This window comes from Rhizobium chutanense (genome assembly GCF_002531935.1).
Taxonomy (GTDB): domain Bacteria; phylum Pseudomonadota; class Alphaproteobacteria; order Rhizobiales; family Rhizobiaceae; genus Rhizobium; species Rhizobium chutanense.
This window is the reverse complement of record NZ_NWSV01000001.1, coordinates 112,676-131,484: the sequence shown is the minus strand read 5'-3', so window position 1 is coordinate 131,484 and position 18,809 is coordinate 112,676. Positions and strand designations below refer to the sequence as shown.

Annotated in this window: 18 protein-coding genes, 1 pseudogene and 1 riboswitch; of the genes and pseudogenes, 10 read left to right on the top strand and 9 right to left on the bottom strand. The window is 62.1% G+C overall.

Features of this window, described 5'->3' with window-relative positions; genetic code table 11:
- Positions 1–160 precede the first annotated feature (160 nt).
- From CO666_RS00645 to CO666_RS00630, 5 genes and pseudogenes are all read right to left on the bottom strand, one after another.
- A complete protein-coding gene (locus tag CO666_RS00645; RefSeq protein WP_097610252.1) occupies positions 161–1,171 on the bottom strand; it encodes an ABC transporter substrate-binding protein in 1,011 nt (336 codons plus the stop codon).
- Between the two features lie 70 nt (positions 1,172–1,241).
- Positions 1,242–2,048 carry an ABC transporter ATP-binding protein gene (locus CO666_RS00640; protein WP_097610251.1) on the bottom strand — a complete coding sequence of 269 codons (807 nt, stop codon included), beginning with the start codon at positions 2,046–2,048 and terminating at the stop codon, positions 1,242–1,244.
- Complete coding sequence (locus CO666_RS00635; protein ID WP_097610549.1) at positions 2,045–2,851, bottom strand: ABC transporter permease; 807 nt, start codon at positions 2,849–2,851, stop codon at positions 2,045–2,047. Before CO666_RS00635 ends, CO666_RS00640 begins: the two co-directional genes overlap by 4 nt.
- Positions 2,852–2,871: 20 nt before the next feature.
- Positions 2,872–2,985 (bottom strand): annotated as a pseudogene (locus CO666_RS33980) (YkoF family thiamine/hydroxymethylpyrimidine-binding protein); the annotation flags it as partial.
- Positions 2,975–3,089: riboswitch (TPP riboswitch) on the bottom strand. (Overlaps the previous pseudogene by 11 nt.)
- A gap of 164 nt (positions 3,090–3,253) precedes the next feature.
- The gene (locus tag CO666_RS00630; protein ID WP_097610250.1) at positions 3,254–3,829 is read right to left on the bottom strand and encodes an NADPH-dependent FMN reductase; all 576 of its coding nucleotides are present in this window, start codon (positions 3,827–3,829) and stop codon (positions 3,254–3,256) included.
- 82 nt (positions 3,830–3,911) lie between these two features.
- Between CO666_RS00630 and soxR the strand changes: the two genes are divergently transcribed.
- From soxR to CO666_RS00585, 9 genes are all read left to right on the top strand, one after another.
- Complete coding sequence (gene soxR, locus CO666_RS00625) at positions 3,912–4,376, top strand: redox-sensitive transcriptional activator SoxR (RefSeq protein ID WP_097610249.1); 465 nt, start codon at positions 3,912–3,914, stop codon at positions 4,374–4,376.
- A gap of 249 nt (positions 4,377–4,625) precedes the next feature.
- The gene (locus CO666_RS00620; protein ID WP_097610248.1) at positions 4,626–5,396 is read left to right on the top strand and encodes an SDR family NAD(P)-dependent oxidoreductase; all 771 of its coding nucleotides are present in this window, start codon (positions 4,626–4,628) and stop codon (positions 5,394–5,396) included.
- A gap of 103 nt (positions 5,397–5,499) precedes the next feature.
- A complete protein-coding gene (locus CO666_RS00615) occupies positions 5,500–5,841 on the top strand; it encodes an ArsR/SmtB family transcription factor (protein WP_097610247.1) in 342 nt (113 codons plus the stop codon).
- A 78-nt stretch (positions 5,842–5,919) separates the two neighbouring features.
- The gene (locus CO666_RS00610) at positions 5,920–6,813 is read left to right on the top strand and encodes a LysR family transcriptional regulator (RefSeq protein WP_097610246.1); all 894 of its coding nucleotides are present in this window, start codon (positions 5,920–5,922) and stop codon (positions 6,811–6,813) included.
- Between the two features lie 135 nt (positions 6,814–6,948).
- Positions 6,949–7,428 carry a formate dehydrogenase subunit gamma gene (locus CO666_RS00605; protein WP_097610245.1) on the top strand — a complete coding sequence of 160 codons (480 nt, stop codon included), beginning with the start codon at positions 6,949–6,951 and terminating at the stop codon, positions 7,426–7,428.
- The gene (locus CO666_RS00600; RefSeq protein ID WP_097610244.1) at positions 7,425–8,981 is read left to right on the top strand and encodes a formate dehydrogenase beta subunit; all 1,557 of its coding nucleotides are present in this window, start codon (positions 7,425–7,427) and stop codon (positions 8,979–8,981) included. Before CO666_RS00605 ends, CO666_RS00600 begins: the two co-directional genes overlap by 4 nt.
- Positions 8,982–9,032: 51 nt before the next feature.
- Positions 9,033–11,912, top strand: coding sequence for a formate dehydrogenase subunit alpha (fdhF, locus tag CO666_RS00595; RefSeq protein WP_097610243.1), 2,880 nt, complete (start codon positions 9,033–9,035; stop codon positions 11,910–11,912).
- A gap of 43 nt (positions 11,913–11,955) precedes the next feature.
- Positions 11,956–12,780, top strand: coding sequence for a formate dehydrogenase accessory sulfurtransferase FdhD (gene fdhD, locus CO666_RS00590; RefSeq protein WP_097610242.1), 825 nt, complete (start codon positions 11,956–11,958; stop codon positions 12,778–12,780).
- Positions 12,770–13,015 carry a formate dehydrogenase subunit delta gene (locus CO666_RS00585; RefSeq protein WP_097610241.1) on the top strand — a complete coding sequence of 82 codons (246 nt, stop codon included), beginning with the start codon at positions 12,770–12,772 and terminating at the stop codon, positions 13,013–13,015. The genes fdhD and CO666_RS00585 overlap by 11 nt, the downstream gene beginning before the upstream one ends.
- A 157-nt stretch (positions 13,016–13,172) precedes the next feature.
- Here CO666_RS00585 and CO666_RS00580 read toward each other — a convergent pair whose 3' ends face one another.
- The 4 genes from CO666_RS00580 to rocF form a co-directional block, all read right to left on the bottom strand.
- Positions 13,173–14,933, bottom strand: coding sequence for a methyl-accepting chemotaxis protein (locus CO666_RS00580; protein ID WP_097610240.1), 1,761 nt, complete (start codon positions 14,931–14,933; stop codon positions 13,173–13,175).
- Positions 14,934–15,233: 300 nt separating this feature from the next.
- Entirely contained in the window at positions 15,234–15,710 is a 477-nt protein-coding gene (locus tag CO666_RS00575) for a chemotaxis protein CheW (RefSeq protein ID WP_029868938.1), read from the bottom strand.
- 196 nt (positions 15,711–15,906) lie between these two features.
- On the bottom strand, positions 15,907–17,106 hold the full coding sequence (gene rocD / locus CO666_RS00570) for an ornithine--oxo-acid transaminase (protein WP_097610239.1): 1,200 nt from the start codon (positions 17,104–17,106) through the stop codon (positions 15,907–15,909).
- Positions 17,107–17,144: 38 nt separating this feature from the next.
- On the bottom strand, positions 17,145–18,080 hold the full coding sequence (rocF, locus tag CO666_RS00565) for an arginase (RefSeq protein ID WP_097610238.1): 936 nt from the start codon (positions 18,078–18,080) through the stop codon (positions 17,145–17,147).
- Between the two features lie 123 nt (positions 18,081–18,203).
- On the opposite strand from rocF, the gene CO666_RS00560 reads away from it, so the two are divergent.
- On the top strand, positions 18,204–18,641 hold the full coding sequence (locus tag CO666_RS00560; protein ID WP_179869590.1) for an Lrp/AsnC family transcriptional regulator: 438 nt from the start codon (positions 18,204–18,206) through the stop codon (positions 18,639–18,641).
- Positions 18,642–18,809 lie beyond the last annotated feature (168 nt).

Genomic DNA, 18,809 nt, shown 5'->3' with positions numbered 1-18,809 from the left:
TGTTCCCCGCCTTACGGCGCCGCGTCTTTCAGCCGCGCGGCGCTGTAACACTTTGAAGTGCTGCATCGTTTTTCTTATATCGATTCCGATTTAAGAAATCATGCAGTGCTCGACGAACTTTGCCGCGGAAAGCGGCGACGGGCGAGGCCGAGGCTCGAGGTCAGACGAGGAGTTCGTTGGTGTAATAGCTGGAAAAATCCGGCTTTTCCTTGAGGGCGGCGCCGTTCGCATCGACCAGAATGCCGTTCTCGAGCAGGAAGCCGCCGATGCCTTCGGCCTTTGCCGGGTCGAGTGTGCCGATCACTCCGGTCTCGGACCGCAGGAAGTGCCCCTCGATCAACGCCTTCTGGGAAGCCTTGACCAGTTCCGTGTTCATCAGCGCGCCGTTGCTTCCCGATATCAGCAGCGCGCAGGCTTCGTCGGGATGGTCGACGGAATAGGCATAACCCTGGCGCGTCGCCTGGATGAAGGCGCGGGCATGTTCGTGGCTTGCCGAGAGATAGGCGTCGCTGGAGACGATGACCGTCGTCTGCTCGTCCGGAATGCCGTAGTCGGAATAATGGAAGCGGCCGAGCTTGCGGTTTTCCAGCTCGGCGGCGATGCCTTCCCAGGTGTAGATTTCGAGGGTGAAATCGACCGAGCCATTGTCCAGCGCCTCGTAGGCGGAGGTGCCGAGGGTGACGGTGTTGACTTCGCCCTTGCCGCCGTCATTGCGGATCATCGCCGAGATCAGCGCACTTTCCCAGGTGCCGCCAAAGCCGCCATAGGTCTTGCCGTCGAGATCTTTAGGGCTCTTGATGTCGTCGCGTCCGCCCTTGAAGATCAACCGCGCGGTCTCGGTCTGGACGACGCCGTAGACCATCTTCACGTCACCGCCGCCGGCGCGCTGCGTGATGGCCTCGATCTCGCTGCTGATGCCGAAATCGGCGACGCCGTTGGATACCAGCGTTCCGGCGCTGGCATCGGCAAAGGGAAGGATCTCGACATCGAGGCCGGCGGCCTCATAGAAGCCCTTCGCCTTGGCGACATAGATGCCGATATGATTGGTGTTGGGCGTCCAGTCGAGCGCGATGCGGACCTTTGCGGGCGCCGATTGGGCGAAGGCGGAGCGGCCGGCGAGGCTGGCCGCGATGGCGGCGAAGATCGTCTGGCGACGGGTGAGAAGCAGCATGGTGACCTCCTCAGGTCTTGAGAGCATGATGCCGAAAAATGTGAGCTGTTTTCGGCATCATGCTCTAACTCTATAAATGAGAACAGGATTCAGATTTTAGGCCGACCGGCCTGAAATCATCCTGTTCCAGCGGATGAAGCAGGGTTTGCAGGATTTCGGTTTCGATCGCCTGCGCCGCCGCCGAGCCGAGGTCGGCAATGCTTCTCGGGCGGGGCAGGGGAACGTGGAATTCGCGAATGATACGCGCCGGACGGGCCGAAAGCACGTAGATGCGGTCGGAGAGGAACACCGCTTCGCGGACATCGTGGGTGATCAGCAGCGCCGTCCAGCGGTGTTCGGTCCACATGCCCTGCAGCCATTCCTGAATCTGCGTGCGCGTCAGCGCGTCGAGCGCGCCGAAAGGCTCGTCGAGCAGCAGCATGTCCTGGGTCTGGACGACGGTGCGCAGCAGGGCGGCGCGCTGGCGCATGCCGCCCGAAAGTTCGGCGGGATAATGGCGTTCGAAGCCGGCAAGACCGAAGCTTTCGAACAGCGGCGCCACGGCGGCGCGGGCGGCCCGGCGGCTCATGCCCCGCACCTCGAGGCCGAGTGCCGCATTGTCGATGATCCGGCGCCAGGGCATCAGCGCATCGCGCTGCGGCATGAAGGCGAAGGAATGCGGCGCCTGTTCCAGCGGCGCGCCGTTGAAAAGCAAGGCGCCGGAATCGGCACGCAGCGCCTGCGTCAGCAATCGCAATATCGTCGATTTTCCGGAGCCGGACGGGCCGACGATCGAAACGAACTCGCCGTTTGCGACGGTGAGCGAAATATCGCCCAGCACCCGCATGCCGTCGAAGGACTTCGAAATCTTGCGCAGTTCAACCATTGCATCGTTCATCGGCGCCGCTCCCCGGATGGCTGCCAGGGCATGACGAGGCGCTCGATCAGCAGCGTCAGCCCGAAGAGGCAGAGTGTCAGCACGGCGCTGACGAGGACGGCGGCGAGCACGAGATCGGGACGGAAATTGTTCTTGGCGTTGAGAATATAGATGCCGAGGCCGCGGGCGGCACCGGCATATTCGGCAAAGATCGCACCGACGACGGCATAGGTGATCGAGATCCTCAGGCCGGCGAAGAAATAAGGCAGCGCCGAGGGAAGCCGCGCCAGGCGGAAAATCCGCCAGCGGCCTGCCTTCATCGAGTTCAGCAATTCGGCGATGTCACGGTCGGTCGATTCATAACCCTGCAGCAGGGCGACGAGCAGCGGAAAGAAGGTGACGAGCGCCACCAGCAGGATCTTCGGCACGAGACCGAACCCGAACCAGAGGACGACAAGAGGCGCGATTGCCACCAGCGGCAGGGTTTGGCTGGCGATGAAGACCGGCAGCAACGCCCGGCGCATGAAGGGCATGAAATCCATGAGGATCGACGCGGCGAAGGCGAAGGCAAGCGACAGCGCGAAACCGCCGAGTGTGGCCCCAAGCGTCGGCCAGGTGTTTGCCATCAGCGCTTCGCGGTTCAGCCAGCCCTGGATGACGATGCGCGACGGCGCCGGCAGGATGGACGGTTTGATACCGGAGAGATCGACATAGACTTCCCATGCCGCCAGAAAGGCGCAGCCGGCGAGAAAGGCCGGCATGCCCCGGGTGAGAGCTGCCAGGAGCGCGGCACGGCGGGAATCCGATGGTGGCGACGGTGTCATCAGCGTTCGATTTCGGCGGCGGTCTCGATGCGCAGCCGGTCGCGATAGGGATCGGGCGCCCTGACGGCATCGAGAATGATACCGACGAAACTGCCGGACATCGGAGAGAGTGATAGTTGTGCGCCTGAGAACATCCGAACCTCGCTCCGCTGGCATTACCCAGATCAGCTTTGAAGGGTCCGGACGCTTGCGCCTCGCATCTCAGCCCCGGCGATACGGAGCTCCCCTGTTAATCGGCGCGGAAATTATCACCGGGGTTTTCTTCCCGCAACCGCAAAATTCCCAACCCGTCCGCATGGCCGGGATGAGGCCGGCATGATGGGAAAACACCCGGACGGAGGTCCTGTCCGGGTGTCCCCAGGGGTCCCGTACCTGCCGGGAACGGAACCGCAGCCTTCCGCCTCAGGCAGCGATGTCGGCATAGGGACGATCGCTGCGCGCGGCAATCAGAGCCCGGGTCCACCATTCCAGCCGCGCCATCATACGGTCGAGCGCGTGCAGGGCGTCGCTCGGATCATGAAGTCGTCCGGCCGTGTCGAAGCGGTTCCATGGCGCGGAAAAGCTGACCGAATCGCGGATGGTGACGGCGTGCAGTTCGGCAAAGACGAGCCGCAGCTGCTCGACCGCGCGCAGGCCGCCCGATATGCCGCCGTAACAAACGAAGGCGACCGGCTTGCCCTGCCAGGGCTCGAAAAACAGATCGATGGTCGATTTCAACGCGGCGGTGAAGCTGTGATTGTATTCCGGCGTGACGATGATGAAGGCGTCGGCCATGCCGAGCCGCCCGGCAAGCCTGTCGATTTCGGGATGTGTCGTCTCACGGCTCGGCGGCAGCGCAAATTCGAGCGGGTCGATGATGTCGATATCGAATTGCGGGAAGCGGGCAATTTCCTGCGTCAGCCATTTGACAACCCGCTCGCAGATGCGGCCCTTTCTGGTACTTCCGTAGATCACCGCCAGCCTGATGGATGTTTTCATGCGTCGCTCCTCTCGCGATTGGGCTTTACGACTGCTGGAGCAAGGCTTATAAAACCTCAACTAATATTGAGGTCAAGAGGCGATGGAGACAATTCCTACCGTGCCGCTCGGCAAGCTCCTGACGGTCGGCGACGTGGCTGAACGCAGCGGCCTTGCCGTCTCGGCGCTGCACTTTTACGAAACCAAGGGGCTGATCTCGAGCATTCGCAGCCGCGGCAACCAGCGCCGCTACGGGCGCGACGTGCTCCGCCGGCTCGGGATCATCAAGGTGGCGCAGCGTGTCGGCATTCCGCTTGCGGAAATCCAGGCCGCGTTCGAATCCCTGCCGCAAGGACGCACGCCGACGGCCGCCGACTGGCAAACGCTGTCGGCCCGCTGGAAGGACGATCTCGACGCGCGAATCAGCCAGCTCAGCCTGCTGCGCGACCGCCTGACCGGCTGCATCGGCTGCGGTTGCCTGTCGGTCGATAGCTGTCCGCTGCGCAATCCCGGCGACCGGCTCGGCAAGGAGGGACCGGGGGCGCGGCTGCTGGAGACCGAAAGCTAAAACCTGGCTTTCCCAGAGGGAGACTTAGCTGTCTCTTTCAGGAAAGATCGATGCCCGCCTTTCTTTCGGCCGGCGCGCTCATATGTTAAGGGCGAATGGCGCAACCGGCGGCGCTGTTCGCTAAAACAGGATGATTTCAGTCCAGACCGGCCTTAAATCTGAATCCTGTTCTAAATTATATAGTTAGAGCATGATTTTGTCCGAACGCCGCTCACACTTTTCGGTATCATGCTCTAGGAGGACGGCTTCGTGTTTCATCCCAGACTGTTTGAAAATCGCAATGTCGTGGTGACCGGTGCCGGCCGCGGCATCGGCCTCGAAGTCGCCCGGCAGTTTCTCGACTGCGGCGCGAAGGTGATCGTCCATACCGGGCGCAAGCCCGGACGGGATCTGCCGGATTTCCTGCTGACGGCGGAATCCGAAAGACGGGCACTGCTGCTGCATGCCGATTTCTCCGCCGTCGGCGGGGCGGCGCAATTTGCAGAAGATGTTCTGGCTTTCTTCGACAGGGTTCATGTGCTCGTCAACAATGCCGGCACCATGCTTGGCCGTTTTCCCGCCGCCACGCTGACCGACGCCGAATATGAGGCGGTCATACGGCTCAACCAGACATCGGTGGTGGCGCTGACGCGCGCCCTGCTGCCGGCATTGAAAGCGGCCGAGGGTGCTGCCATCGTCAACACCGTCTCGATTTCGGCGCTGACCGGCGGCAGCCCCGGCTCCTCGATCTATTCGGCCTCGAAAGCCTTCGTCGCCACCTATTCCAAGGCGCTCGCCCGGGAGCTTGCCCCGGATGCAATCCGCGTCAACTGCGTCTCTCCGGGCACGATCGAGACGGATTTCCACGAGCGCTATTCCTCCCGCGAAAAACTGGAGCAGACCAGAAAATCCATCCCGCTGCAGCGGCTCGGCACGGCGGAGGATTGCGCTCCCGCCTATCTGTTCCTGGCGGCTCCCTCGCTGTCGGGATACATTACCGGCCAGGTGGTCGAGATCAATGGCGGACAGCTTATCTGCTGATTTACTTAGACCTTTTTTGGTATTTCATTATTATTGGCGAATTCTCTTCTGCAAATATGCTATTGTGCTGAACTATTTCACCGCCTCCCTTCCGAGATATCGAATGCCGTTGCCTAAACCGGAGCCGGGGATGACCGGCCAGGAACTGCACATACTCGCTGGAAAAGCCCATGAGGCGAGCGATCTGCTGAAAGCTTTGGCGCATCACACCCGACTTCTGATCCTCTGCATCCTGGCGAAAGAGGAGCGGACGGTCGGTGAAATCGAAAATATTCTCGGCATACAGCAGGCGATGGTCTCGCAGCAGCTTGCGCGTTTGCGGCTCGAAGGCCTGGTCAATACGCGCCGCCAGGGCAGGCTGGTCTATTACAGCATCGGCAATGTCAGCGTGCTTGCCTTCCTCGAATCGCTGTTCGATCTTTTTCCGATTGCAGAAAATCTTTAAAGCCCGTCGGGCAAAACTGTGCGGTGGTCTTTAGCAACCGCCCTTGCGGAGCGCGGCTGCTGCGTCGAAGATAAGGGGATGATCGACAAGCTGGAATTCTTTATCGCCCTTGCCAATGAAAAGCATTTCGGCCGCGCCGCCGAGGAGTGCGGGATTTCGCAGCCGACACTTTCGGCCGCCATCCGCCAGCTCGAGGATCAATTGGGCGTCATGTTGGTGCAGCGCGGCTCGCGGTTCCAGGGGCTGACGCCGGAGGGGCAGCGCGTGCTCGAATGGGCCCGGCGCATCGTCGGCGACACCCGCACCATGCGGGAGGAAATGCGCGCCGCCCGCCGCGGCCTTTCCGGCCACATCCGTCTCGCCGCCATTCCGACGGCGCTCGCCATGCTGTCGCGCATCACCACGCCGTTTCAGGAGCGGCATCCCGGCGTGACCTTCTCGATCGTCTCGCGCAATTCGCTGCAGGTGCTGAGCATGCTCGAAAACCTCGAAATCGACGCCGGCATCACCTATCTCGAAAACGAGCCGCTCGGTCGTGTCACCAGCGTTCCGCTCTATGCCGAGCGCTATCATCTGATCACCGCCGCGGGCAGCCCGCTGTCCGATCGCGATAACGTGACCTGGAAGGAGGTCGGCGATCTTCGGCTTTGTCTATTGACGGCCGACATGCAGAACCGGCGAATCATCAATCGGCACCTGACCGAAGCAGGCGCGACCGTGCATCCGACGCTCGAATCCAATTCGATGATCGTGCTGTTTTCGCATGTCAGGACTGGCCGTTGGGCGAGCATCATGCCACGCAATGTGGCAAAATCCTTTGGTTTTCCGGTGGAAATCCGCATGATTCCGATCGTCGAGCCGGAGGCGCATCATCTGGTCGGCCTTGTTGCACCCTATCGCGAGCCCTTTACGCCGCTCGTGTCGGCCTTGCTGCACGAAGCCAGAGTGCTCGTACGGGACGAAGAACTCTGATAGAAAAAATCTATCGATCGACGTGAAAGCGTTATTGATCGCCGGCGGCTTCCTTGCGATGCTGGTCGAGGAGTAGCGCCCGGGCTGGAGGAGGCTGCGATTCCGCAACGAGCAAGCCGTCGGGAGGGCTGCCTTATGACCATTCATATCGCCGAAGGCGATATTGCCGCGCGCACTCGTGCCATCGTCGCCGATCTGCGCTTCCTCGAAGGACCGCTGCTTCCCATTCTGCACGGGGTTCAGGACGAATTCGGCTACGTGCCGCAGGAAGCCTTGCCTGTGATCGCCGAGGAGCTGAACCTCTCTCGCGCCGAGGTGCATGGCGTGATGACCTTCTATCACGATTATCGCAACCATCCCGCCGGCCGGCATGTGCTGAAGCTCTGTCGCGCCGAGGCTTGCCAGTCGATGGGCGGCGATGCGGTGGCCGAGCGCGTCAAGACGCTGCTCGGCATTGATTTTCACCAGACGACGCTCGACGGCAGCGTGACGCTGGAGCCGGTCTACTGTCTCGGGCTCTGCGCCTGCGCCCCGTCGGCGATGCTCGACGGTGAGGTCTATGGCCGGATCGACAATCAGATGGCGGCCGAACTCGTTGCGGAGGCCCGCCGATGACAGTCAGGATTTATGTTCCGCGCGATGCCGCAGCGCTGGCGCTCGGGGCCGAAAAGGTGGCAAAGGCGATTGCCCAGGAGATCGCCGCCCGCGGCCTCGATGTCGAGATCGTGCGCAACGGCTCGCGCGGAATGTTCTGGCTGGAACCGCTTGTCGAAGTCGAGGTCGCCGGCAAGCGCATCGGCTACGGACCGGTGAAGGCTGGGGATGTGTCTGTTCTCTTCGACGCGGGGATCGTCAATGGCGGCGATCACCCGCTCTGTCTCGGGGAGGTTGAAGACCTCCCGTTCCTGAAGGAACAGACCCGCCTGACCTTCGCCCGCTGCGGCGTCATCGATCCGCTCTCGCTGGCGGATTACGAAGCGCATGGCGGCCTTGCCGGCCTTCGCCGCGCCGTTTCGATGGCGTCTGCCGACGTCGTCAAGGAAGTCACCGATTCCGGCCTGCGCGGACGCGGCGGCGCGGGCTTCCCGACGGGCGTCAAGTGGAAAACCGTCCTCGATGCCAGCGGCGACCGCAAATATATCGTCTGCAATGCCGATGAGGGCGACAGCGGCACCTTTGCCGACAGAATGATCATGGAAGGCGATCCCTTCGTACTGATCGAGGGCATGGCGATCGCAGGGCTCGCGACCGGAGCGACCAAGGGCTTCGTCTACACACGTTCGGAATATCCGCATGCGATCGCGGCGATGACGGCGGCCATCGGCATTGCCCGGCAGGCCGGTATTCTCGGCCCGTCGGTGCTCGGCTCGGGCCGCGCCTTCGATATGGAGGTCCGCACCGGTGCCGGTGCCTATGTCTGCGGCGAGGAGACGGCCCTGCTCAACAGCCTCGAAGGCAAGCGCGGCATCGTCCGCGCCAAGCCGCCCTTGCCGGCGCATAAGGGGCTGTTTGACTGTCCGACCGTCATCAATAACGTGATCTCGCTCGCCTCCGTCCCCGTCATCATGGAAAAGGGCGCCGCCTTCTACCGTGATTTCGGCATGGGCCGCTCGCGCGGTACGATCCCGCTGCAGATTGCCGGCAATATCAAGTACGGCGGGCTTTATGAGACTGGGTTTGGTCTTTCGCTCGGCGATATCGTCGACCGGATCGGCGGCGGCACGGCGACCGGCCGGCCGGTCAAGGCCGTGCAGGTCGGCGGGCCGCTCGGCGCCTATTTCCCGCGGGCGCTGTTCGACACGCCTTTCGATTACGAAGCTTTCGCCGCCAAAGACGGGCTGATCGGTCACGCCGGCATCGTCGTCTTCGATGACACGGCCGACATGCTGAAGCAGGCGCGTTTCGCCATGGAATTCTGCGCCGTCGAAAGCTGCGGTAAGTGCACGCCCTGCCGCATCGGATCGACGCGCGGGGTGGAGACGGTGGACAAGATTGCCCAAGGCATCGAGCCGGAGAAGAACCGGGTGCTGCTTGCCGATCTCTGCAACACGATGAAGTTCGGCTCGCTCTGCGCGCTCGGCGGTTTCACGCCATACCCGGTCGTGAGCGCCATGACGCATTTCCCGGAGGATTTTTCGCCGGCGCCGATCGTGGAGGCCGCCGAATGACGTCGTTCTGGCGTGACCTGCTCAATTCCATTTCCATTCAGGAGGCCGACCATGTCTCTCATCCATGAAATCGACTACGGGACTCCGGCTTCGAAATCCGAGACCATGGTGACGCTCACCATCGATGGGCAGCAGATCAGCGTGCCGGAGGGAACATCCATCATGCGCGCCTCGATGGAGGCCGGCATCGAGGTGCCGAAGCTCTGCGCTACCGACATGGTCGATGCCTTCGGCTCCTGCCGGCTCTGTCTCGTCGAGATCGAGGGCCGCGCCGGCACGCCTGCCTCCTGTACGACGCCGGTGGCGGCAAACATGGTGGTGCATACGCAGACGGGGCGGCTCAAGGATATCCGCCGCGGCGTGATGGAGCTCTATATCTCCGACCATCCGCTCGACTGTCTTACCTGTGCTGCCAACGGCGATTGCCAATTGCAGGACATGGCGGGTGCCGTTGGCCTGCGCGACGTGCGCTACGGCTACGAGGGCGACAATCATGTCAAGGCCCGCAACAGCGGCGACATCAATCTGAAATGGCTGCCGAAGGACGAGTCCAATCCCTATTTCACCTATGATCCCTCCAAGTGCATCGTCTGTTCGCTCTGCGTGCGCGCCTGCGAGGAAGTGCAGGGTACCTTCGCGCTGACGATCGAGGGGCGGGGTTTCGGCTCGCGCGTTGCATCCGGCATGCACGAGCAGTTCATCGATTCCGAATGCGTTTCCTGCGGCGCCTGCGTGCAGGCCTGTCCGACGGCGACACTGACGGAGAAGTCGGTCATCCAGATCGGCCAGCCGGAGCATTCGGCGGTCACCACCTGCGCCTATTGCGGCGTCGGCTGCTCCTTCAAGGCGGAAATGCGCGGCGAGGAACTGGTGCGCATGGTGCCGTGGAAAGACGGCCAGGCCAATCGCGGCCATTCCTGCGTCAAGGGCCGTTTCGCCTATGGCTATTCCACCCATAAGGACCGCATCCTCAATCCGATGATCCGCGAAAAGGTCAGCGATCCCTGGCGGGAGGTCAGCTGGGACGAGGCTTTCGCGCATGTGGCGTCGGAATTCCGCCGCATCCAGTATCAATACGGCCGCGATGCGGTCGGCGGCATCACCTCCTCGCGCTGCACCAACGAGGAAACCTATCTGGTGCAGAAGCTGGTCCGTGCCGGTTTCGGCAACAACAACGTCGATACTTGCGCACGCGTCTGCCATTCGCCGACCGGCTATGGTCTCGGCCAGGCGTTCGGCACGTCGGCGGGCACGCAGGATTTCGACAGCGTCGAACAGTCCGATGTCGTCGTGATCATCGGCGCCAATCCGACGGACGGCCATCCGGTGTTCGGCTCGCGGCTGAAGAAGCGGCTGCGCCAGGGCGCCAAGCTGATCGTCATCGATCCACGCCGCACCGACATCGTCCGCTCGCCGCATGTCGAGGCCTCCTACCACCTGCCGCTGAAGCCGGGCACCAATGTCGCCGTCATGACGGCGCTGGCGCATGTGATCGTCACCGAAGGGCTTTTCGACGAGAAGTTCATCCGCGAGCGCTGCGACTGGTCGGAGTTCGAGGACTGGGCGGCCTTCGTCGCCGAGCCTCAGCACAGCCCCGAACAGACCGAAATGTTCACCGGCGTACCGGCGGCGGATCTACGCGGCGCGGCAAGGCTCTACGCCAAGGGCGGCAATGGCGCGATCTATTACGGCCTCGGGGTCACCGAACACAGCCAGGGCTCGACCACCGTCATGGCGATCGCCAATCTCGCGATGGCGACCGGCAATATCGGCCGCCCGGGCGTGGGCGTGAACCCGCTGCGCGGCCAGAACAACGTGCAGGGTTCCTGCGACATGGGCTCCTTCCCGCACGAGCTGCCGGGCTACCGGCACATTTCCGACGATGCGACACGGGACATCTTCGAAAAACTCTGGGGCGTGAAGCTCAACAACGAGCCGGGTCTGCGCATTCCGAACATGCTGGATGCGGCGGTCGACGGCTCGTTCAAGGGCCTCTACGTCCAGGGCGAGGACATTCTCCAGTCCGATCCCGATACGAAACATGTCGCGGCCGGTCTTGCGGCGATGGAATGCGTCGTCGTGCAGGATCTCTTCCTCAATGAGACCGCCAATTACGCCCATGTGTTCCTGCCGGGCTCGACCTTCCTCGAGAAGGACGGCACCTTCACCAATGCCGAGCGGCGCATCAATCGCGTGCGCAAGGTGATGTCGCCGCGCAACGGTTACGGCGACTGGGAGGTGACGCAGAAGCTCGCCCAGGCGATGGGGCTCGACTGGCACTACAGCCACCCGTCGGAAATCATGGACGAGATCGCCGCAACGACGCCGAGTTTCGCGCTTGTTTCCTACGACTATCTCGAAAAGATGGGCTCGGTGCAGTGGCCCTGCAACGAAAAGAACCCGCTCGGCTCGCCGATCATGCATGTGAACGGTTTCGTGCGCGGCAAGGGCAAATTCATCCGCACCGAATATGTGGCGACCGACGAGCGCACCGGCCCGCGCTTCCCGCTGCTGCTCACCACGGGCCGCATCCTCAGTCACTACAATGTCGGAGCGCAGACGCGCCGGACCGAGAATGTCGCCTGGCATCCGGAAGACCGGCTGGAAATTCATGCGCATGATGCCGAGCAGCGCGGCATTCGCGACGGCGACTGGGTGAAGCTCGTCAGCCGCTCCGGTGACACGACGCTGCGGGCGCTGATCACCGATCGCGTCGCCCCTGGCGTCGTCTATACGACCTTCCATCATCCCAATACGCAAGCGAACGTCATCACCACCGATTTCTCCGACTGGGCGACGAACTGCCCGGAATACAAGGTGACGGCGGTGCAGGTCTCGCCCTCCAACGGGCCGAGCGACTGGCAGATGGAATATGATGAGCAGGCACGGCAATCGCGCCGCATTGCCGGCAAGCTCGAAGCGGCGGAGTGACGATGCAGGGCGGTCAGCTATTGCCGAAGAGGGGGCGTACAGCATGACTTTCCCGACCACCGCCCGCGCCTCCGAAACCGCCCGTCGCAACGGCCTCATGCACAGCGGTTCGCGCATCGTGCCGGAGGAAGTGCCGATCGCCTTTTCCTATGGCGGCAGTTCGCATGCGGTGATGATGGCCACTCCCGCCGATCTCGAGGATTTTGCCGTCGGCTTCAGCCTGACCGAAGGGATCATCGCCAAGCGGACGGAGATCTCGGGCATCGAGGTCGTTGCGGGCGAGCAGGGGATCGATGTGCAGGTGAGCCTTGTCGATGATGTCGCCGATCGGCTGCGGGCACGCCGCCGCAGCATGGCGGGGCCGGTCGGCTGCGGGCTCTGCGGCATCGAATCGATCGAGCAGGCGGTGCGGCCGGTGCCTGACGTTTCGACATTGCCGCTGGCGCTGTCGCATGCGGATATCGTGCGGGCCGTTGCGCTTCTGAACGAGGCGCAGCAGCTGCATCGCGAAACGCGGGCGGTGCATGGCGCCGCCTTCTATCGGCCCGGCACCGGGCTGATTGCCGTGCGCGAAGATGTCGGCCGGCACAATGCGCTGGACAAGCTCTGCGGCGCCGTCATCGGCGCCAGTGAAACAGGCGGAGACGGCGCCGTCGTCGTCACCAGCCGGCTTTCGGTCGAGATGGTGCAGAAGGCGGCAATCCTCGGCAGTCCCGTGCTCATCGCCATTTCGGCGCCGACGGCTCTGGCCATTCGCACGGCCGAAGCGGCCGGCATCACGCTCGTCGCGCTGGTGCGCGGCGAGGATTTCGAGATTTTCACCCACCCGCACCGCATCTCGCCCGGAAGCATCGCCGATGTCGCATGATACCAAGACCAAGCTCGTCTATATGGCAAATCAGATCGCCACCTTCTTCAAAAGCCAGCCGGCAAGCGAGGCCGTCGAGGGGGTCGCCAATCATATCAACAAATTCTGGGAGCCGCGCATGCGGCGGCAATTGTTCGAAATTCTGGAGACGGAAGAAAACGGGCTGGATGCCCTGGTGCTTCAGGCCGCTCCCATGATCCGCAAACCGGCGGCGGAGGCTAACCAGGTCCGGTAATCACGATCGGCGGATGCGGGAGGGAGGCAGCAGTCAGCTGCCTGCGCATGCACGCTGAAGGCGACCTTCGCTCTGTTCGGTTAAGCATCCAAACGCGCCGCCCAGGGGCTGGCGGCGCGCTTTCATTCCGGCTTGAACGGATAATGGCAGAGGGAAATCAGAACTCTTCCCAGCTTTGGGCGCCTGCAGCGGCGGCGCCCTGGGCCTTGGCGACCCGTGCAACGAGATGCAGCGCCGGCGAACCCATCTGTCTTGCCTGCGGTCTGCCGACCGCCTGGGTTTGACCCGGGAGGCGGAACCTCGCCAGCAGGACCCGCAGCGTTTCGGCTTCCCGTGCAAGATTGTGGCTGGCGGCAGTGCTCTCCTCGACCATCGCGGCGTTCTGCTGCGTTGCCTGGTCCATCGTGTTGACCGCCTGATTTATTTCCTTGAGACCGACCGCCTGTTCCTTCGATGCCTTGACGATCGCCTCGACATTGCCGTCGATATCGCCCACCTGCGCGACAATCTCCTCGAGCGCCTGACCGGTCTCGCCGACGAGGCCGACACCGTTCTTGACGAGGTCGCTCGACGTGTTGATCAGCGCCTTGATTTCCTTGGCGGCTTTGGCGGAACGCTGGGCGAGCTCGCGAACCTCCTGGGCCACGACCGCGAAGCCCTTGCCGGCTTCGCCGGCGCGTGCTGCCTCGACGCCGGCATTCAGCGCCAGGAGATTGGTCTGGAAGGCGATGTCGTCGATCACGCCGATGATGTTGTTGATCTCGCGCGAGGAGTGTTCGATCTGATCCATCGCCGCGACGGCATTGCGAACCACGATGCCGGATTGCTCGGCCCCCTTCTTGGTCTTGACGACGAGGCGGCCGGCCTCATCGGCGCGGCGGCTGGAATCGTTGACTGTCGTGGTGATCTCCTCCAGCGCGGCCGCCGTCTCCTCAATCGATGCGGCCTGCTGCTCGGTGCGCTTGGAGAAAGAATCGGCCGATTCGCCGATCTCGCGCGAGCCGGCGGCGATCGCGCTGGCATTTTCGCCGATCGTCTTCATCGTTTCGGCGAGGTCGCTGATCGTAGTGTTGAAATCGTGACGCAACTGCTCCATCGAGGGGACGAAAGGCGTGTCCACCGTTTGGGTCAGATCGCCCTCCGAGAGATTGCGCAACGCGTTGCCGAGCTGCGAAATGGCGCTCATACGTTCGGTGACGTCGGTCGCGAATTTCACGACCTTGTAGACCTTGCCATCGGCATCGAGGATCGGATTATAGGCCGCCTGTATCCAGATTTGCCGGCCGCCTTTGCCGAATCGGACAAATTCATTGGCGATGTATTCGCCCCCTGCCAGCCGCTTCCAAAAATTGGCGTAGTCCTCGGTCCTGGCGTAGGCGGGATCGCAGAACATGCCGTGATGCTTGCCGGCGATCTCTGCCAGCGAATATCCCATGGCGGTGCAGAAATTGTCGTTGGCAGTCAGGATTTCGCCTGTCGGGGTGAATTCGATCACCGCCTGCGAGCGCGAGATCGCTTCCAGCTTGCCGGCATCCTCAACGGCCTTCCTCTTTGTCACGGTGATGTCGGCTGCAAATTTGACGACCTTGAACGGTTTTCGGCCCTTGAAAACAGGATTGTAGGACGCCTGGATCCATATTTCCTTGCTGCCCTTGGCAAAGCGTTTGTAGGCACCGGCATCATACTCACCGCGGCCGAGCCGCGCCCAGAATTCACGATATTCCTGGGTGGCCGTATAGGCCGGCTCGCAGAACATGCTGTGATGCTTGCCGAGAATTTCGTTCAGGCTGTAACCGAGCGCTTTGCAGAAATTCTCGTTCGCCGTCAGGATATTTCCCTTGAGATCGAATTCGATGATCGCTTGCGATCTGGAGATAGCATCAAGAATGTATTTTGCATCGGAGGATAGACTAAACATTCCTGTCCCTCTGAAATGCACAGCATCCGCTGCGCCGGCTTGGTCGGGAAGCAGATCGGGTGAGGGACGCCGGCGCTCCGATACAACCACTACTCGTTCGTTGTATCATGCTTACCGGAGGACGTGTCATCCTTATGCTTCGCAATCATGATGATAGGCTGTGGTTAATTTTTTCGATATAAAAGCTATCGCTTATATTACGTTAGGTTGAAAAACATGATCGAGCCAAGTCAGAGCATGATGCCGCAATAAAAAACCGCCCGAAGCGGGGCGGTTTTTCGAAAATCAAGCTGTGCCGGATCAGGCCGCCAGTTCATCCGTCTCGTTTTCCTTGAACATCTTGGCGAGGTTCAGGAAGCAGATCATGCCGTTTTCGGAGGCGATGATGCCTTCGCAGAATGCGCGGTCGAAGGAGGCGGTCACCTCAGGAACCGGCTGGACCTGGCTGGACGAGATGGTGAGAATATCCGAGACGCGGTCGACGAGCATGCCGATGACCATGTTGTGAACTTCGGCGACGACAATGGCGCTGCGCTCGTTGGCGACGGTGCTTTTCATGCCGAGCTTGTAGGCGAGGTCGATGATCGGGATCACCGAGCCGCGCAGGTTCATGACGCCGATGACGTCGGCCGGCGAATGCGGGATCGGCGTCGAGGGCGCCCAGCCGCGGATTTCGCGGATGGTCGTGGTCTTGACGCAAAATTCCTGATCATGCAGGCGGAAGGCAATGATTTCGAGCGTATCGCCGCTGAAGCTAGTGGAATTGATCGTGGCCATTAGAATTCTTCCCAACTGTCGTAAGCCAAAGCAGAAGCGGCTGCGCCACCATTGGCGCTGACAAGCCTTGCCTTCACACCACGCGATGCTTTGCGCTCGGCGCAGCATCGTTACGGTTACGACGACATTAGCGAAAGAGTGTTGCCCAAATCTAAATCGGGAGCGGGATTGCGAAGCTTTTCAGCTCCGATTTACGTCAGCCTATGGTCTTTTCGATCTCAGAGACCGCCCAATCCACCTGTTCTCTTGTGATGACCAATGGCGGGGCGAGGCGAATCGTATGGTCGTGAGTATCCTTGGCGAGAAGGCCGCGCTCCTTCAGCGCATGACAATATTGCCGTGCGCCGCCGGCTTCGGGTTCCAGCTCGATCGCCATCATCAGCCCGCGGCCGCGCACCTCCCTGACGATGTTCGAGCGGATCGACCCGAGGCCTTCGAGGAAATAGTCGCCCATGACAGCGGCGTTTTCGATCATCCCTTCTTCCGTCAGCACCTTGAGGGCGGTGCGCGCCACCGCGCAGGCGAGCGGGTTGCCGCCGAAGGTCGAGCCGTGCTGGCCGGGCTTCAGCACGCCGAGAACCTCGGAATTCGACAGCACGGCCGACACCGGATAGAAGCCGCCGGACAGCGCCTTGCCGATCAGCGTCACGTCGGCCTCGATGCCTTCGTGTTCCTCGGCGAGCAGCTTGCCGGTGCGGCCGAGGCCGGTCTGGATCTCGTCGAGAATGAGGGTGACGTTGTTATCGGTGCAAAGCTCGCGGATGCGGGTGAAATAACCGGCCGGCGGGATGATGACGCCGGCTTCCCCCTGGATCGGCTCGATCAGGGCGGCGACCGTATTGCCGTTGATCGCGGCCGCGAATGCCTCGGCGTCGCCGAAGGGAATGGTGCGGAAGCCCGGTGTATAGGGGCCGAAACCGGTGCGGGCGTCGGGATCGGTGGAGAAACTGATGATGCTCAGCGTCCGGCCGTGGAAATTATCGGCGCAGACGATGATCTCCGCCTGGCCTTCCGGCACGCCCTTGACTTCGTATCCCCATTTGCGCACCGCCTTGATGGCGGTTTCCACCGCTTCGGCGCCGGAATTCATCGGCAGGATCTTGTGCGAGCCGGTGAGCGCCGCGAGCTCTTCGTAGAGATGAGCGAGCTGGTCGTTGCGGAAGGCGCGGGAGGTGAGCGTCAATCTGCCGGCCTGCTCGACCATGGCGGCGAGGATTTTCGGGTGGCAGTGGCCCTGGTTGACGGCGGAATAGGCCGAGAGGCAATCGAGATAACGATTGCCGTCGGTATCCCAGACGTAAACACCTTCGCCGCGCGTCAGCACCACATCGAGCGGCTTGTAATTGTGGGCGCCGAGCCGCTGTTCCGTGGCAATCAGTTTTTCCGAAGTGTTCATGGCCGTTTTCCCTCCAGAGTATAGTGCCGAAACCCGTCCTATGCGGCGCGGGTTGGTCGATCGAAGATGCGGCGGCCGAAGAGGCTTGCCGTCAGTTCCACCAGGATGCGGGCGCTTTTGCCGCGATCGTCGAGAAACGGATTGAGCTCGACGAGATCGAGCGACGAGACGAGACCGCTGTCCGAAAGCATTTCCATGACCAGATGCGCCTCGCGGAAGGTCGCGCCGCCAGGCACCGTCGTGCCGACGCCGGGGGCAATTTCGGGGTCGAGGAAATCGAGGTCGAGGCTGACATGCAGCAGGCCGTTCGCCTTGGTGACGACATCGAGGATCTCACGCATGATGGCGCCGATACCCTGCTCGTCGATGGCGCGCATGTCGAAGACGTTGACGCCGTGTTCGTGGATTTCCTCGCGCTCGCGCGCATCGACCGAACGAATGCCGACCTGGAAGACATTCTTCGGATCGACGAAGGCGCGGTCCTTCGGCAGGATCTCGGCGAACTCCGCCTCGCCGCAGAAGAAGGCGACGGGCATGCCGTGAATATTGCCGGACGGCGAGGTCGCCGGAGAATTGAAATCTGCATGGGCATCGAGCCAGAGCACGAAAAGCGGGCGGCCTTTACTGGCGGCATATCGCGCCATGCCGGAGACGCTGCCCATGGACAGGCTGTGGTCGCCGCCGAGAATCAGCGGGAAACGGCCAGAGGCGGCCACGTCGTGGACGCTGCTTTCGAGCGCACGGGTGAAGGCGCCGACAATCCTCAGATTATGAGCCTTCGGATGGTTCGGCAGGTCCATGGCCGGCACGATCCTGAGATCACCGAGATCGGCGACGTCATGGCCAAGCTCGATCAGCGTCTGGTCGACGCCGGCGATCCGTAGCGCCGCCGGTCCCATGGCAGCGCCCCTTCGGCCGGAGCCTTCTTCCAGCGGCGCGCCGATGAGGGTGACAGATCGCGATCGAGCATTCATGTGGAGGGCTCCGTGTTGAGGCCTGTTTCGGCCGATACTGGGTTAAACGGCTGGTAGCAAAAAGATGGAAAAATGTCAGAAATGGACTATGATTGCGCAAATTGATAAATCTATTTTGACAAAGTGATCGGCGTGGATGATCTCGATACCGAACTTCTGAGTGCGCTTCGCCACAATGCCCGGATTTCCGTCTCCTCGCTTGCGGCGATGACGGGCGCATCGCGGGCGACGGTCGCCGCCCGGATCGACCGGCTCGTCGCCAGCGGCACCATCGTTGGCTTCACCATCCGCACCGGCCATGAGACACGGTCGGCCGGTGTGCGCGCCATCGTCATGATCGAAGTGCTCGGCAAGCTTGCCGACCGGGTGGCCGACCAGTTGCGGGGCCTGCCCCAGGTGCGCGCGCTGCATAGCACCAACGGCAAATGGGATTTCGTCGCCGAACTCGAGGATCGCGACCTCGCCTCCTTCGACGAGACGCTGCGCCGCATCCGGCTGATCAACGGCATCAATTCGACCGAGAGCAATATTCTGCTCAAGACGAGCAAGACCGGTTTCTAACGCATTGTCACGCGATAGTTGGCCTGAGAAATCGGGGGCTAGCCCCTCATCCGGCTGCCGCCACCTTCTCCCCGTAAACGGGGCGAAGGGACCCTGCCGCGACCTCTCCGTTCCCCGCTCGCCTTTCGCAGGGCACGTCCCCTCGCCCCGTTTACGGGGAGAGGGTTA